Raw genomic sequence first — 14,395 nt, 5'->3', positions numbered from 1 at the left:
CCTCGTTCTCGGGGCTAGGTGTCGATGCGGTAGGTGGAGAGTTTGTGGGGGTCGATGTCGATGCCGTGACCGGAACCGGTGGGGACGGTGAGTTCTCCGTCGCGGATCTCGAGCGGCTCGGTCACCAGGTCGTCGCTCATGTCGAGGAAGTTCGAGAGTTCCCCGGCTCGACGCGACGTCAGGTCGAAGGCGGCACCGAAGGCAACGGTGCAGGCCGAGCCGAGTTGACCGTCGATCTGGTTGCCCATCACCACATCCAGGCCGAGGCCCTCGCACAGGTGATGGATTCGCGTCGAGTCGGTGAACCCCGTGCGGGCGGTCTTGATGCTCACCGCCGTCGCCGATCCTCCGAGGATCTCGCGAGTCACTTCGGCAGGCGTGGTGGCCGATTCGTCCGCGACGAAGGGGACATCGAGTTGCTGCACCAGCCAGCGGCGACCGAGAACATCGTCGGCCGGGCACAGTTCCTCGGCGAGGGTGAGCCCGAGATCGGCCATGTCCTTCATGGCGCGTGCCGATTCTGCAGCAGTCCAGCCGCGATTGCCGTCGACGTACAGTTCGACGCCCTCGCCGAGACCTTCCCTGAGCGCGCGCACGACGGCGGTGTCGAGGGCTACGGGCCGGCGACCGACCTTGATCTTGAACACCTCGATTCCGTAGGTCTCGCGCATTCGAGTCGCCTCGTCGACCATCGCTGCCGGAGTGTCGAATCCGAGCATATGGCTCACCCGCATCCGGTCGGTGTATCCGCCGAGCATCTCGGTGACGGACAGGTCGAGGGTGCGGCCGAGCGCGTCCCAGACGGCCATGTCGATCGCAGCCTTCGCCACCGGGTTGCCCACGGTGCGGGTCAGCCTGGAACGAATCACTTCCCGATCGAGCAGGGTCAGTCCGAGAATCGCTGGGGTGAAGAGGCTTTCGATTACCGCGACGATTCCGCGCTGAGTTTCGCCGTAGGTGAAGGGACGCGGGGGCGCGTCTGCGGTGCCGACGATACCGTCGTCGGTGTGCACTCTAACCAGCACGTGCTCGGCGGCGTGCACCTCTCCGCTGGCGAACTTCAACGGCTTGACATACGGAATGCTGTACGGAATCGCCTCGACTGCAACGATCTTCATAGAACTGCCTTCGGGTCGGGTGATGGAGAAAGCGTGTCGACGCGGGGCAGGACCCCGGCCTCTTCGAGAGCGCCGACCAATGCGTCGACGAGGGCCGACGGTCGGTCGCGATGCCAGGCCAATGCCAGATCTATGGTGCTTGCGCCCGCGATGTCACGGAAGACGACCCCGGTGAGTTGCAGTGCTCGGACGGATTCCGGAACGAGAGCCACCCCGAGCCCGGCAGCGACCAGGGCCAGCAACACGGACGTGTCGGGGGCCTCGTGCTCACGCCGGGGGCTGAAACCCGCTGCGCGGCAACTACGTAGAACTGCCTCGTTGACCACCGAATGCGAGTCCGCGTACATCACGAAGTCCTCGTAGGCGAGGTCGGCTACCTCGAGTGCGGCCTCGGCGGCGTACCGATGGTCGACGGGCACTGCCAGCAAGAGAGATTCGGTGGTGATGGTGCGGATGACCAGATCGTCGCCCGCCACGGGCGGCCGCAGTACCGCCACGTCGAGTTGCTCGGAGCGCAGCCCCTCCACCTGAGCAGGAGTGAGCAGATCCCCGTGGACCTCGAGTGCGAGCCCGGGCAGGCGCTGCTTGATCGCTCTGGCGATCGGCGGCAGCTGATCGAAGGCAGCGGTACCGGTGAAACCGATACGAACCAGCCCGTAGCGCCCCTCGGCGATGCGTCGAACACCGTGGGTGCTTCGCTCGATGTTCTCCAGGTTTCGGACCGTCTCGCGGTAGAAGAACTCCCCCGCAGGCGTCAGACTGACCTGCCGTGTGGTGCGGGTGAGCAGCGTGACGCCGAGTTCTGCCTCGAGTTGACGAACCGACTGGGAGAGCGCCGGCTGCGCCAGATGCAGGCGCTTGGCAGCCTGACCGAAGTGGCACGTCTCGGCCACCGCCACGAACTGATACAGGTGCCGCAGCTCCACGGTGACTTCCTCTCCGATATCGACGTTCCGAGCCGACGTACTCCTCGGCGTGACCCTGCCCACAGTAAGGCGCACATCCATCGACGGCAAAGACCTATTTCCGGTCGATTGATAAGTGAACGCGATCAATAGGCACCCTGGTCGAGCCTAGGTAAAGCCCTGGTGTGACCGATGCCACTCGGTGTCAGAGTCGGAGACAACCGCCACGCGACTTGCACCGCCGCGGAATCGAACGACAGCGAGGACACGACCATGACGGAAATCTTGGATCAGGCGCACGCCGCCATCGACGGAGCGGTGATCGACGATGCCGACGCCGGCATCTATCGAGCCAATCGGAGCATCTTCACCGACGAGGAGATCTTCGAGCTCGAGATGAAGCACATCTTCGAGGGCAACTGGATCTACATCGCCCACGAGAGCCAGATTCCGAACAACGGCGACTACTTCACCGTGCACATGGGTCGTCAGCCGGTGGTCATCACCCGCGACAAGGACGGGGAGCTGCACTGCCTCATCAACGCCTGTGCGCACCGTGGCGCGATGCTCTGCCGCCGAAAGACCGACAATCGCCCCACCCTCACATGCCCGTTCCACGGCTGGACATTTCGCAACGACGGCACACTCCTCAAGGTCAAGGATCCCGAGGGGGCCGGCTATCCGGATACGTTCGATGTCGACGGCTCGCACAACCTCACCAAGGTGCCGAGGTTCGAGAGCTACCGAGGGTTCCTGTTCGCCAGCCTGAACGACGACGTGTCGACGCTCGCCGAGCACCTCGGCGACACCACCAAGGTCATCGACATGCTCGTCGATCAATCACCGGACGGTCTCGAAGTACTGCGGGGATCCTCGACCTACACCTTCGACGGCAACTGGAAGGTGCAGGCCGAGAACGGTGCCGACGGATATCACGTCAGTGCCGTGCACTGGAACTATGCCGCGACCACCTCGCGGCGCAACAACGGCGAATCGAAGAACACCACCAAGGCCCTCGACGCAGGCGGCTGGGGCAAGTCCGGTGGCGGCTACTGGTCCTACCCCAACGGGCACCTGTGCCTGTGGACGTGGGCCGCCAACCCCCAGGATCGGCCGCTGTGGGACCAGATGGATGCGCTCAAGGAGCAATTCGGCGATGCCAAGGGCGAATTCATGGTGAAGGGCTCACGCAACCTGTGCCTCTACCCGAACGTGTACCTGATGGATCAGTTCAGCACCCAGATCAGGCACTTCCGCCCGATCGCGCCGGACAAGACCGAGGTCACCATCTACTGCATCGCTCCCAAGGGTGAGAGCAAAGAGGCTCGCTCGCACCGCATTCGGCAGTACGAGGACTTCTTCAACGCTTCCGGCATGGCCACCCCCGACGACCTGGAAGAATTCCGCTCCTGCCAGTTGACGTTCCAGGCGACCAATGCGCCGTGGAACGACATGAGCCGCGGTGCCGAGCACTGGCTGACCGGGCCGGATTCAGTGGCCGAAGCACTGGACATGCACGGGGTGATCTCCGCGGGAGTCAAGAACGAGGACGAGGGACTCTTCCCCGTTCAGCACGGCTACTGGCGCAGCACCCTGCTCGCTGCCATCGACAGGACAGCTACCGAGAGCCGGGTGAAATGACATGACCTCCACCGAAACTCGCATCACGCAGAGCGCGATCGAGCAGTTCCTCTACCGCGAGGCCCGATACCTCGACGACCGGGAGTTCGAACTCTGGCTCACCTGCTACGCCGACGACGTCGAGTACTGGATGCCCTGCTGGGGCGACGACGATCTGCTCACCGAGGATCCGCAGACCGACATCTCGCTGATCTACTACGAGAACAAGGGTGGCCTCGAGGACCGCGTGTTCCGCATCCGCACCGAGCGCTCCAGTGCCACCTCGATTCCCGAGCCGCGCACGAGTCACAACATCAGCAACGTCGAGGTGATCGAACGCCGAGGCGACCTGGTCGATGTGCGTTTCAACTGGCACACGATGTACTTCCGATACAAGACGATCGATCCGTACTACGGGACGTCCTTCTACACCATCGACTTCTCGGGCGAATCACCGTTGATCCGCCGCAAGACCGTGGTGCTCAAGAACGACTACATCCACCACGTCGTCGACATCTATCACTTCTGATCAGGAAAGGAGACCCCTCGTGAGCCATTCCGTCGCACTGTCCTTCGAGGACGGCGTCACCCGATTCATCACCTGTTCCGACGGCCAGACCGTCGCCGACGCCGCCTATCGGTCGCGAATCAACATCCCCCTCGACTGCCGGGACGGGGCGTGCGGAACCTGCAAGGCACTGTGCGAATCCGGCGACTTCGACGGCGGCACGTACCTCGACGACGCGCTCAGCGCCGGCGAATCGGAGCAGGGCTACTGCCTGCCGTGCAGCATGACTCCGAAGTCCGACCTCGTACTCCAGATCGCCAGCACCTCCGCGGTTGCGAAAACCCGAGCGGCGACGCACGAAACCGTGGTCACCGCAGTCGATCGACTCTCACCGACGACGGTTCGCCTGGCCGTCGAGGCACCGCAGGGCGACGAACTCACCTTCCTACCGGGCCAGTACGTCAACATCACCGTGCCCGGATCGGAGCAGACCCGGTCGTACTCGTTCAGCTGCGTGTCCGGGTCCGACGAGCTCGAGTTCCTGGTGAAGCTGACCCCCGACGGGTCGATGTCGACCTACCTGGCCGACGCCGCAGCCGTCGGGGACAAGATCTCGTTCACCGGGCCGCACGGCAGCTTCTTCCTTCGGGAAGCGCAACGGCCCGCGCTGCTGTTGGCCGGCGGAACCGGCTTGGCTCCCATCCTGTCGATTCTGCGCACCTTGGCGGCCGAATCGTCCTCGCGTCCCGTGCATCTGGTCTACGGCGTCAGCACCGACGAGGACGTCGTACTCCTCGACGAGCTGGCCGCACTCGCCTCGCAACTCGATGCGTTCACTTTCGATCACTGTGTGTCGGATCCGAACAGCACGGCCGCGAACAAGGGCTACGTCACGTCGCTGCTGAGCGAGGAACACCTGTACGACGGCGATGTTGCCGTCTACCTGTGCGGTCCTCCGCCGATGGTGGAGGCCGTGCGTGCGCACTTCGCCGAGTCGGGAATCGAACCGACCGGCTTCTACTACGAGAAGTTCGCGCCGTCTGCCCCGGCCGTCGAGCGTCCTGATCCCGTCGTGGAGCCGACTGCTGCGGACCCCACGCCCGTTGCGGTCGAACGGGTTCCCGCGACGGGTGCCGAAGAGCACGACCTCGTCACCGAGGACCGGCCTGCCACCGACGCTCGATCCGTCTGCGGCCGAACGCTGTTCGATGCTCGCGACGAGAATCCCCTCCGCGCCGGCACTGCGATCTCGGCGAGCGACGAAGCCCTTGCCATCACCTCGATCGCCCGCCAGCGCATCGTCTCCCACGGCACCGGTAGTGCCGACCCACTCGACGAGTCATCGGACGGTCTCGCCGTCACACCCGATGCCCAGTCGGTCGCCGGTCAACGCATATGGCCGGACCGAGAAATCGAGCCGTTGTTCGACCGCGTCGAGCCTGCCGCAGCCACCGTCGACTACGAGATCGGCGAGGAACATCCTTCGGTGCACGAATCCGATGCGGTGTTCGAGGCCCGACGCGCACTCGAACTCGGCGCCCTGGAGTTGGTCATCGGCAGGCTCAGCTCCCAGCAGATCGCGGGCTACCGATTGCTCGCGGAAGCCACCACGCGCTACGTGGACGGCGATCGCTTCGTCGACGCGGCCGCGTACACCGAAACCAACGCCGCCTTCCACGACTACCTGTTCACCCAGACACGCAACGAGCATCTGCTGCAGGCATATCGGGCCCTCGGGGTCGAAGCTGCCATGGAGGACGTGCTTCGCAATGCGACGTGGTGTGACCCGTTGTGCGCCCAGGATCACCTCGACATCGTCGACGCTTTCGAGGCAGGCGACCGAGAACGCGCCCGCACCTTGATCGCCGACCATGCCGACCGCTCCAAGACCACGATGAAGCGCGCCATGCACGACTCGGCCGCGAGCAAACGACCCAGATTCGTCAGCCCGGGCCGGTTCGCCGGGAAGGTCGTCCTGATCACCGGTGCGGCGCAGGGCATCGGAGAGTGCGTCGCACGCAGAATCGCCGCGGAGGGCGGCACCCTGATGCTGGCCGATCGATCCGAACTCGTCGAGGAACTGAGCGCCGAGCTCGGCCGCGACGGCACCGAATCATCCAGTGTGCTGGCCGATCTCGAAACCTGGGCCGGTGCGTCGAGCGCCGTGGACGCGGCGCTGGCAGCGCACGGACGAGTGGACGTGTCGATCCATGTGGTGGGCGGGACCATCTGGGCGAAGCCGTTCGCGGAGTACCCACCGGAGCAGGTCGAGAAGGAGATCTCGCGCTCGCTGTTCCCCACACTCTGGTCGTGTCGCGCGGTGATCCCGCACATGATCTCGAAAGGCACCGGAACCATCGTCAACGTCTCCTCGGTCGCGACCCGCGGAGTGCACCGAGTTCCCTACGCCGCAGCCAAGGGTGGAGTCAACGCCATCACCTCTGCACTCGCACTGGAGGCGGCTCCGCACGGGGTCAGGGTGGTCGCGACCGCGCCCGGAGGGACCGAGGCACCGCCGCGCCGCGTCGCTCGCGGACCTGCGCCGAGCACCGATCAGGAACAGCAGTGGTACCAGGCCATCGTCGATCAGACCGTCGACTCGTCCCTGCTCAAGCGCTACGGGACGCTGGACGAGCAAGCCGCGGCGATCTGCTTCCTGGCCTCCGACGAGGCGTCGTACATCACCGGTACGGTGCTCCCCGTCGCCGGCGGCGACCCGGGCTGAGTGTGCGCGATGTCGGTTCGATTGCCGGACGTACCCGCACGTCACCGCTACGGTGAGCTCATGTCCCCCGCGCCGCTCGTTGCCCGTGGCGAGCTGCTCGATGCGCTGGTGGACGAGGTGCAGGACGCCGACGCCCGATCGAGGTTCGTCGTCGTGGACGGCGCGGCAGGTGTCGGCAAGACCGCGGTGCTGCGAGAGCTGGCTGCCCGCCTCGACGCGGCCGAGCCTCGCCCGCGCGTCCGGCAGGTGTCCGCCGTACCGTGGGAGACGAGCAGGCCGTGGGAGATCGCGCATCAGTGCTTTCCCGAGATCGACATCGCAGACGGCCGGACGCTGCCGGAGCGAATCGCAGGCAGCAACGGCCCCTCGGTGACCGCCGTGTTGATCGACGACGCTCAGGACGCCGACGCGGATTCGCTTCGCGTACTTGCCTCTACCGTCCGACGCCACCGCGACTCGAAGATCGCCGTGGTGTGCATCCGTCGAATTCTGCCCGCGGGGAGCATCGAATCGCACGAGATACTCGATCGCGCAGCCGATACCCGGTTCGTCGTCGAACCGCTGGGAAGCAACAACGTCGCAGAACTCGCTGCGCTGCGCGGCGTCATCCTCTCACCGTCGTCGGCCGCGCACCTGACCGCGCACACGGGTGGACGCCCGAAACAGGTGTCGGCGCTGCTGTCCGAACTGCCCGGCCACATGTGGACGGGCGTGCGGCCCGAACTACCCGCACCCGAGTACGTGCAGGCATCGGTGCGAGCGGCACTGAGCGAGAGTTCGGCGGACACAGTTCGGTTGGTGCAGGCCGTGGCCGTGCTCGATGGCGCTCGACCGGTCTCGACGGTGTGCGAGGTAGCAGAGATCGACGATCCCAGTGCTGCACTCGATCTGGCGGAGGCACTGGGCCTTGTTCTCGTGCGCCGTCGATCGGGTATCACTCTGCTCGAGTGCCCGGACGGGATGATTCGCGCAGCCGTACTGGCCACCATGAGCAGAACCGGCGTCGCCGACGTCCACCGAGCCGCGGCGTCCGCCGAATCCGACCCGGCCGATCGGCTTGCGCACCGCGCCGAGGCGGCGCTGCTACCCGAGCCACACATGGCCGACGAGCTCGAATCACTTGCCGCAGAACGCGCGCGGACCGGAGAATGGGCTACCGCTGCCAGGCTCTTCATGCTCTCGAGCCGAGCGTCCGGCGACGCAGGCCTACGCGAGGATCGACTCGTGCGCGGCGTCGACGCCCTCATCGGTGCCGGTGACGTTCGCGGAGCATCGGACTACATCGCCGAGATCGAGAGTCTGCACGAAACACCAAGCCGCAACGCCGTTCTCGGCTATCTCGCCATTCTGCGGGGCCGCCCGCAGGAGGCCGACGCCCGATTGACACGGGCGTGGCAGCTCGTCCGAACCCGCCACGATCGCGACGTCGCCGCCGTCATCTGTCATCGCCAGGTCCTGCACAATCTCGCCCGATGCGACGGCGGCGCACTGGTGTACTGGGCCGACCGCGCCGTCGAACTCGTCGGCTCGGACCATCCGACTGCCGTCGAGGCGCAGGCCATCCGCGGGCTCGGTCTGGCCGGAACCGGCCGCGTCGCAGAAGCATTGGCCAGCTACGAGGATCTGTGGGGACAGGCCGGTACCGGAGCCGTGGGACAGCGAGTGCAAATGGGTGCCGGCTGGCTGCACCTGGCCACCGACTCGGTGGAGCTGGCGAGGTCCGAACTGGAAGCAGCGGCACCGACGGACTTCCTCGGCGGCTCCACCCGAATCGCACTGTGGGCCAACGCCTGGTTGGCCCGCACGTATTTCGTCACCGGAGAATGGGACGCGGCGCTGCGGATAGTCGGACGCGCCTCCGACCTGGCCGACAGTTCCGGTGCCGCCCTCATCGTCCCGCTCCTGCAGTGGACGGCCATGCAGATCCACGCGCTTCGGGGTGACTGGGATGCCGCCGCGGCGAGTTCACGACGAGGTGAATCCGGCGCTAGAGATTACGAGATCATGCGCGTCCCCACGGCTCTGGGCCGCGCAGCGATCTCCGAGGCTCGGGCCGACTATGCCGGTGTCCTGCGCGCCCTGAGTCCGCTGACACAGCAATGGGCACACGCCGACGTCTCCGAGCCGGGCTTCTGGGCCTGGCCGGACGTGTACGCCAACGCGCTGATCGTGGAGGGCAGGCTCGACGAAGCCGATGCCTTCCTCACTCCCCACGAAGCCCGGGTGGCAGAGCGCGGCCACCGATCGGCACATGCCCGGCTCGCGTGTGCGCGGGGTAGATGGCACGGCGCAACCGGCGACATGGACTCTGCGCGAGCCTCTTTCGAGGATGCCTTGGATTCGCTCATGCCACTGCCCCTGGTGTACGACCGCGCCCGGGTGAACTACGCGTACGGCCAGACGTTGCGGCGGGCAGGCAAGCGACGCGAAGCCGACGTGGTGGTCACCGCGGCCCGCGACGACTACCTTTCTCTCGGCGCTACGACGTACGTCCGGCGGTGCGACCGCGAGCTCAAGGCAGGTGGAGTGCACGCGATCCTCAAGGACAGGCCGCACAACGCGCTGACGCCACAGGAGGACGCGGTATCCACCCTCGTCGCAACGGGTCTGACCAATCGAGAAGTGGCCGCGGAACTGTTCCTGTCGGTGAAGACCGTGCAATTCCATCTCACGCGTGTCTATGCCAAGCTCGGCGTTCGATCCCGTTCCGAACTCGCCGCGGCCCGTGCATCCGAGAGCACGCCACCATGATTGTGCAACAGCGCTTTTCGGCACGAACCCTGGGTCGATCCTAGGCATTTACCCGGTGTGACCCAGGGCACAGTGCGACACACTTGCCGTACTGCACCGACCGGGTGCCGCATTCGCCCGCCACGACGGGCCCTCTACCGAAGGACAGTCGATGACCTCACCGACAATTCCGACGCCCCGCAGCGCAGCCGCCGGCTGGGCCAGCGACCGTCACCGACGTAGCGTGATCTGGATCGTCGCACTCTCCACCGCAGCAATCGTTTTCGACGGATACGACCTCGTCGTGTACGGAACCGTCCTGCCGACACTGCTGGCCGAGTCGACCCAACTCGGTGCCCTCAGCCCCGAGCAGGCCGGTGCCCTCGGTTCGTACGCTCTCATCGGAGTCATGGTGGGTGCTTTGACAGCCGGAGCCTTCGGCGACCGCATCGGGCGTCGGCGAACGATGCTGACGTGCATCGTGTGGTTCTCGGTCGGGATGGGGGCCACCGCACTGGCCCAGAACATCACCGCTTTCGGAATCCTTCGATTCGTCACCGGAATCGGAGTCGGCGGACTCGTCGCCACGGTAGGCGCGATGATCGCCGAGTTCGCACCGGCAGGCCGTCGAAATCTGTTCAACGCCATCGTCTACAGCGGTATCCCCGCCGGCGGCGTCCTGGCTTCTCTGGCCGCAATCGCCCTGCAGGACAGCATCGGATGGCGTGGACTGTTCTGGATCGGAGCACTGCCCCTGGTCATCCTGCTGCCCCTCGCGGTGCTCCGTATGCCGGAATCCCCGCGATGGCTGTTGGCGCACGGACGCGTCGCCGATGCCCAGCAGATCTGCGCGAAAACCGGAATCCCGATGCCCGAGCCCGAGCCCGCAGTCGCCGGCGATCGCGTCGGATTCGCCGCGCTCGCCCGCAAACCACTGCTGCGCCCGACGGCGCTCCTCGGGTTGATGAGCTTCTCCGGCCTGCTGCTGACCTACGGACTCAATACTTGGCTCCCGCAGATCATGTCCGAGGCCGGATACAACGCCAAGGGGTCGCTGTCATTCCTGTTGGTGCTCAACGGTGGTGCCATCATCGGTGGATTGATCGCCTCTCGCGTCGCCGATCGGACCGGACCACAGCGCGTCATCGCCGCCACCTTCTGCCTTGCCGCACTGTCGTTGGTGTTGTTGACGTTGAACTTCCCGCTCGGCGTACTGCTCGTCGCCGTGGCCGGTGCCGGCATCGGCGCTATCGGCACCCAGGTGCTGATCTACGGCTTCGTCTCCAATTACTACCCCACCACGGCCAGGGCGGCGGGCGTCGCATGGTGCGCCGGTTTCGGACGCCTCGGCGGCATTCTCGGGCCGCTGCTCGGCGGTATCCTGCTCGGTGCGGGAATCGCGTCCTCGCAGGCGTTCTACATCTTCGCCGTCGTTGCCCTGCTCGGAGCTCTCGTCACCACAGCCGTCCCTGCGGTTCGGGCACTGCGTCGATCCGATCCAGCAATCGAAGAACCGGTGAAAGTGGCTGAATGACAGATATTTTCCAGAGGCCGACCTCGAGCGACCTACCGGAACGTCGCCCGCCGAATCTGCGTGCTCTGCGCGCGGACTTCGGCGGGCTGTACGTCGGCGCAGGTGCGACCGGCGTGCTGTTCAGCGCGACCGGGCCCGTTGCGGTGATCATGGGTGCCGCGGCAGCAGGCTCGCTCACCGCCGCGCAGACGGCGTCGTGGGTGTTCGGAGTGTTCGTGCTCAACGGCATTCTCACCCTGGTGGCGAGCTGGGTCTACCGAATGCCGCTGAGCTTTTTCTGGACCATTCCGGGGACCGTTCTGGTCGGTCAGTCGCTGGCGTCGCTGACCTGGCCCGAAGTCGTCGGGGCTTATCTCGCGACCGGGGTTCTCATCATCGTGCTCGGTGCCACCGGTGTCGTCGCGAAGCTGATGGCCTTTCTGCCGCACAGTGTGGTGATGGCGATGGTTGCCGGCGCGTTCCTGTCGTTCGGAACCGGACTGGTGCAGTCCGTTTCGTCGAACGTACTGATCGCGGGCACCATGGTCGTGGCGTGGTTGGCCCTGACACGATCCGATGTCTGGTCGAGGCGCATACCTCCGGTGCTGGCGGCATTGATGGCCGGTCTCGCTGCGCTGGCGGTCACCGGCGGATACACCCCACTGACCGGCCCCGCGGCCGAGCTACCTCTGATCGGTCTGCCCGAACTCGTTGCGCCGTCGTTCAGTGGGGCGGCAATGGCGCAGTTGGTGATACCGCTCGCCATCACCGTGGTCGCGGTACAGAACGGTCAAGGCGCTGCCGTCCTGAGCTCCGCGGGCCACCGGCCTCCGATGACCGCTGTCACCATCGCGTGCGGGGTGTGGTCGCTTCTCGTCGCACCGCTCGGTGCGGTGTCGACGTGTCTCGCCGGCCCCACCAACGCACTGCTCGTCGCCGTCGGTGAACGATCGCGGCAGTACATCGCCGGAATGACCTGCGGCGCACTGGCTATCGTCGTGGGTGTACTGGCACCGGTGTTGGTGCGCGGACTGGCCGTGGTACCCGCGACGTTCATCGCCGCCCTCGCCGGTCTGGCCATGCTCGAGGCACTGCGCGGAGCCTTCACCGCCGCATTCTCCGATTCGACCGGCCGTCCGGTACTCGCGCCGCTGATCACCCTGCTGGTCACCGTCTCGGGAACCGACGTCGCGGGCCTGGGGGCTCCGTTCTGGGGACTGGTCGCCGGTGTGGCGGTGACCTACGTGTTGGATCGTCGACGGTAGTTCCCGGGTCAGAATCCGATCGGCAGACCGGCGTAGTTCTCCGCCAGTCCCGTTGCCCCGGCCTCGCTGGAAGCAACCCATTTCAACTGCGAGAGCTGCAATTGCGCATCGAACGGGTCGTCGCCGGTGTGCAGCATCGTCGTCATCCACCAGGAGAAGTGCGTGCAACGCCAGACGCGTCGGAGTGCGTCGTCACTGTAGGCATCGGCGGCGCGGGAATCGTTCTTGCCCAGCAGTGACGTCAGTGCCGGTGCCAGCAGGGCGACGTCGGCCACTGCGAGGTTGAGGCCCTTCGCTCCGGTCGGCGGCACGATGTGCGCGGCGTCGCCGGCCAGAAAGAGGTTGCTGTGTCGCATCGGCGTCTGCACGTAGCTGCGCATCGGTAGGACGCTTTTCTCGGTGATCGGTCCAGGAGTGAGCTCCCAGCCGTTCTGTCCGTGACCGAGCCTGCGTGCCAACGCATCCCAGATTCGGTCGTCGGACCAGGTGGCGATGTCGGTCCCGTTCGGCACCTGCAGATACAGCCGACTGACCGTCGACGATCGCATGGAGTGCATCGCGAATCCGTCCTGATGCCAGGCATAGATGAGCTCGTCGGTCGAGGGCGCGACGTCAGCCAGCACCCCGAGCCAGGAGAACGGATACGTTCGCTCCCAGGTGTTGCGCACCGAGTCCGGCATCGTAGCGCGGCTCGGACCGAACGAACCGTCGCACCCGGCAACGACATTCGCGTCGATCCGCATCGGGGTACCCGAGGCGTCGGTGAACGTGACGTACGGGGAGTCGGACTCGACGTCGTGCAACGCGGTATCGGAGACGTCGTAGAAGATCTGCTGGCCTGCTTTCTCCCGGGCCGCGACGAGATCCTTGGTCACCTCGGTCTGCCCGTACACCCACACGCTTCGGTCCACCAGGTCGCGAAAGTCGATGTGGTGCCGCTCTTCCGGCCACTGCAGATAGATTCCGCGATGCTCGTGGCCTTCGCGATGCAACCGCTCCCCCAGGCCGTGGTCGTCGAGCAGCTGAACCGTCGAGTGTTCGAGGATGCCGGCCCGAATGCGCGAGAGCACGTACTCCTGCGTGCGTGACTCGATCAGAACGGAGTCGATTCCCTGCTCGCCGAGCAGGTGGGACAGCAGCAGACCCGCGGGCCCTGCACCGATGATGGCGACCTGTGTACGCATGCATCGAGTACACCGCGCATCGGGGCCGCGAACAAGACCATGTTTCCACTCAGCGAAAACATCGACTCATCCCCGCAGACTTCGCTCGATTCCTCGGGCGGCAACCTGCATAGCGGCAACCAGTCTGGCTCGATCTCGTCCGATGCTCGGAACCACGATGCCCAACGCCGCCACCGCTCGTTCGCCCTCACCGCGGACCGGTACGGCCACCGAACACGCCCCCAGCGTCATCTCCTCGACCGTCTGCGCATACCCCTCGCGATGCACTCGGCGTAGTTCGCTGTCCAACTTCCCCGGATGAGTCACCGTGTACGCGGTGATGCGGGTCAGGTTCCTCAGCACGCGATCGTGCACCTCACGCGGGGCGTAGGCCAACAACACCTTGCCGACTCCGGTCGCATACAGGGGCAGGCGTGCTCCGACCCGGCTGACCGCAGGTACCGACGCGTGTCCGGCAAGCCGGTCGAGATAGAGCACCTCGTCGCCGTCGCGAATGGCCAGATGCACCGTGGCGAGTGTCGCACCGTAGATGTCGTGCAGAAACGACGAGGCGATCTCCCGCAGATCGGCTTGATCCGGTGCCAGCAATCCCAACTTCCACAGTCGACGCCCCACCACGTAGCGGCCGTCCCCGCCGCGAACGAGCGCGCCCCAGTCGACCAGTTCACGCACCATCCGATGCGCGGTGGCGATGGGCAGGCCTGCGCCGTCGGCCAGTTCGGACAGCGTCAGCGCAGGGGTCTTCTCGTCGAACACAGCCAGAAGCGCCAGCAGCCGCGAGGCCACCGACACCCCTGGATCCCGCGCATTGCCCGCCACCCGGACGA

The 14,395-nt window shown here is 65.8% G+C and carries 10 protein-coding genes; 6 read left to right on the top strand and 4 right to left on the bottom strand.

What is annotated here, in order from left to right; genetic code table 11:
* Nucleotides 1–14: 14 nt before the first annotated feature.
* Complete coding sequence (locus AB0362_RS16525; protein ID WP_269594718.1) at nucleotides 15–1,118, bottom strand: enolase C-terminal domain-like protein; 1,104 nt, start codon at nucleotides 1,116–1,118, stop codon at nucleotides 15–17.
* A complete protein-coding gene (locus AB0362_RS16520) occupies nucleotides 1,115–2,044 on the bottom strand; it encodes a LysR family transcriptional regulator (RefSeq protein WP_068054375.1) in 930 nt (309 codons plus the stop codon). The genes AB0362_RS16525 and AB0362_RS16520 overlap by 4 nt, the downstream gene beginning before the upstream one ends.
* A 252-nt stretch (nucleotides 2,045–2,296) precedes the next feature.
* On the opposite strand from AB0362_RS16520, the gene benA reads away from it, so the two are divergent.
* The 6 genes from benA (at nucleotide 2,297) to AB0362_RS16490 (ending at nucleotide 12,384) form a co-directional block, all read left to right on the top strand.
* Nucleotides 2,297–3,664: a benzoate 1,2-dioxygenase large subunit gene (gene benA / locus AB0362_RS16515; RefSeq protein WP_366235910.1), complete on the top strand. Its 1,368-nt coding sequence runs from the start codon at nucleotides 2,297–2,299 to the stop codon at nucleotides 3,662–3,664.
* A 1-nt stretch (nucleotide 3,665) separates the two neighbouring features.
* Nucleotides 3,666–4,172: a benzoate 1,2-dioxygenase small subunit gene (gene benB / locus AB0362_RS16510; RefSeq protein WP_094638854.1), complete on the top strand. Its 507-nt coding sequence runs from the start codon at nucleotides 3,666–3,668 to the stop codon at nucleotides 4,170–4,172.
* A gap of 19 nt (nucleotides 4,173–4,191) precedes the next feature.
* A complete protein-coding gene (benC, locus tag AB0362_RS16505) occupies nucleotides 4,192–6,876 on the top strand; it encodes a benzoate 1,2-dioxygenase electron transfer component BenC (protein ID WP_366235909.1) in 2,685 nt (894 codons plus the stop codon).
* A gap of 60 nt (nucleotides 6,877–6,936) precedes the next feature.
* On the top strand, nucleotides 6,937–9,627 hold the full coding sequence (locus AB0362_RS16500; RefSeq protein ID WP_366235908.1) for a LuxR C-terminal-related transcriptional regulator: 2,691 nt from the start codon (nucleotides 6,937–6,939) through the stop codon (nucleotides 9,625–9,627).
* A gap of 151 nt (nucleotides 9,628–9,778) precedes the next feature.
* Nucleotides 9,779–11,140: an aromatic acid/H+ symport family MFS transporter gene (locus AB0362_RS16495; protein ID WP_366235907.1), complete on the top strand. Its 1,362-nt coding sequence runs from the start codon at nucleotides 9,779–9,781 to the stop codon at nucleotides 11,138–11,140.
* A complete protein-coding gene (locus AB0362_RS16490) occupies nucleotides 11,137–12,384 on the top strand; it encodes a benzoate/H(+) symporter BenE family transporter (RefSeq protein ID WP_366235906.1) in 1,248 nt (415 codons plus the stop codon). Before AB0362_RS16495 ends, AB0362_RS16490 begins: the two co-directional genes overlap by 4 nt.
* Before the next feature lie 8 nt (nucleotides 12,385–12,392).
* On the opposite strand, the gene AB0362_RS16485 is transcribed toward AB0362_RS16490, so the two are convergent.
* Nucleotides 12,393–13,568: a 4-hydroxybenzoate 3-monooxygenase gene (locus tag AB0362_RS16485; RefSeq protein ID WP_366235905.1), complete on the bottom strand. Its 1,176-nt coding sequence runs from the start codon at nucleotides 13,566–13,568 to the stop codon at nucleotides 12,393–12,395.
* Between the two features lie 66 nt (nucleotides 13,569–13,634).
* Nucleotides 13,635–14,387: an IclR family transcriptional regulator gene (locus AB0362_RS16480; RefSeq protein ID WP_366235904.1), complete on the bottom strand. Its 753-nt coding sequence runs from the start codon at nucleotides 14,385–14,387 to the stop codon at nucleotides 13,635–13,637.
* Nucleotides 14,388–14,395 lie beyond the last annotated feature (8 nt).

This window comes from Rhodococcus sp. NPDC079359, assembly GCF_040702585.1.
In the GTDB taxonomy this organism is placed as follows: Bacteria; Actinomycetota; Actinomycetes; order Mycobacteriales; family Mycobacteriaceae; genus Rhodococcoides.
Note: the sequence above shows the minus strand (reverse complement) of the source record. Positions and strands in the feature narration are given on the sequence as shown.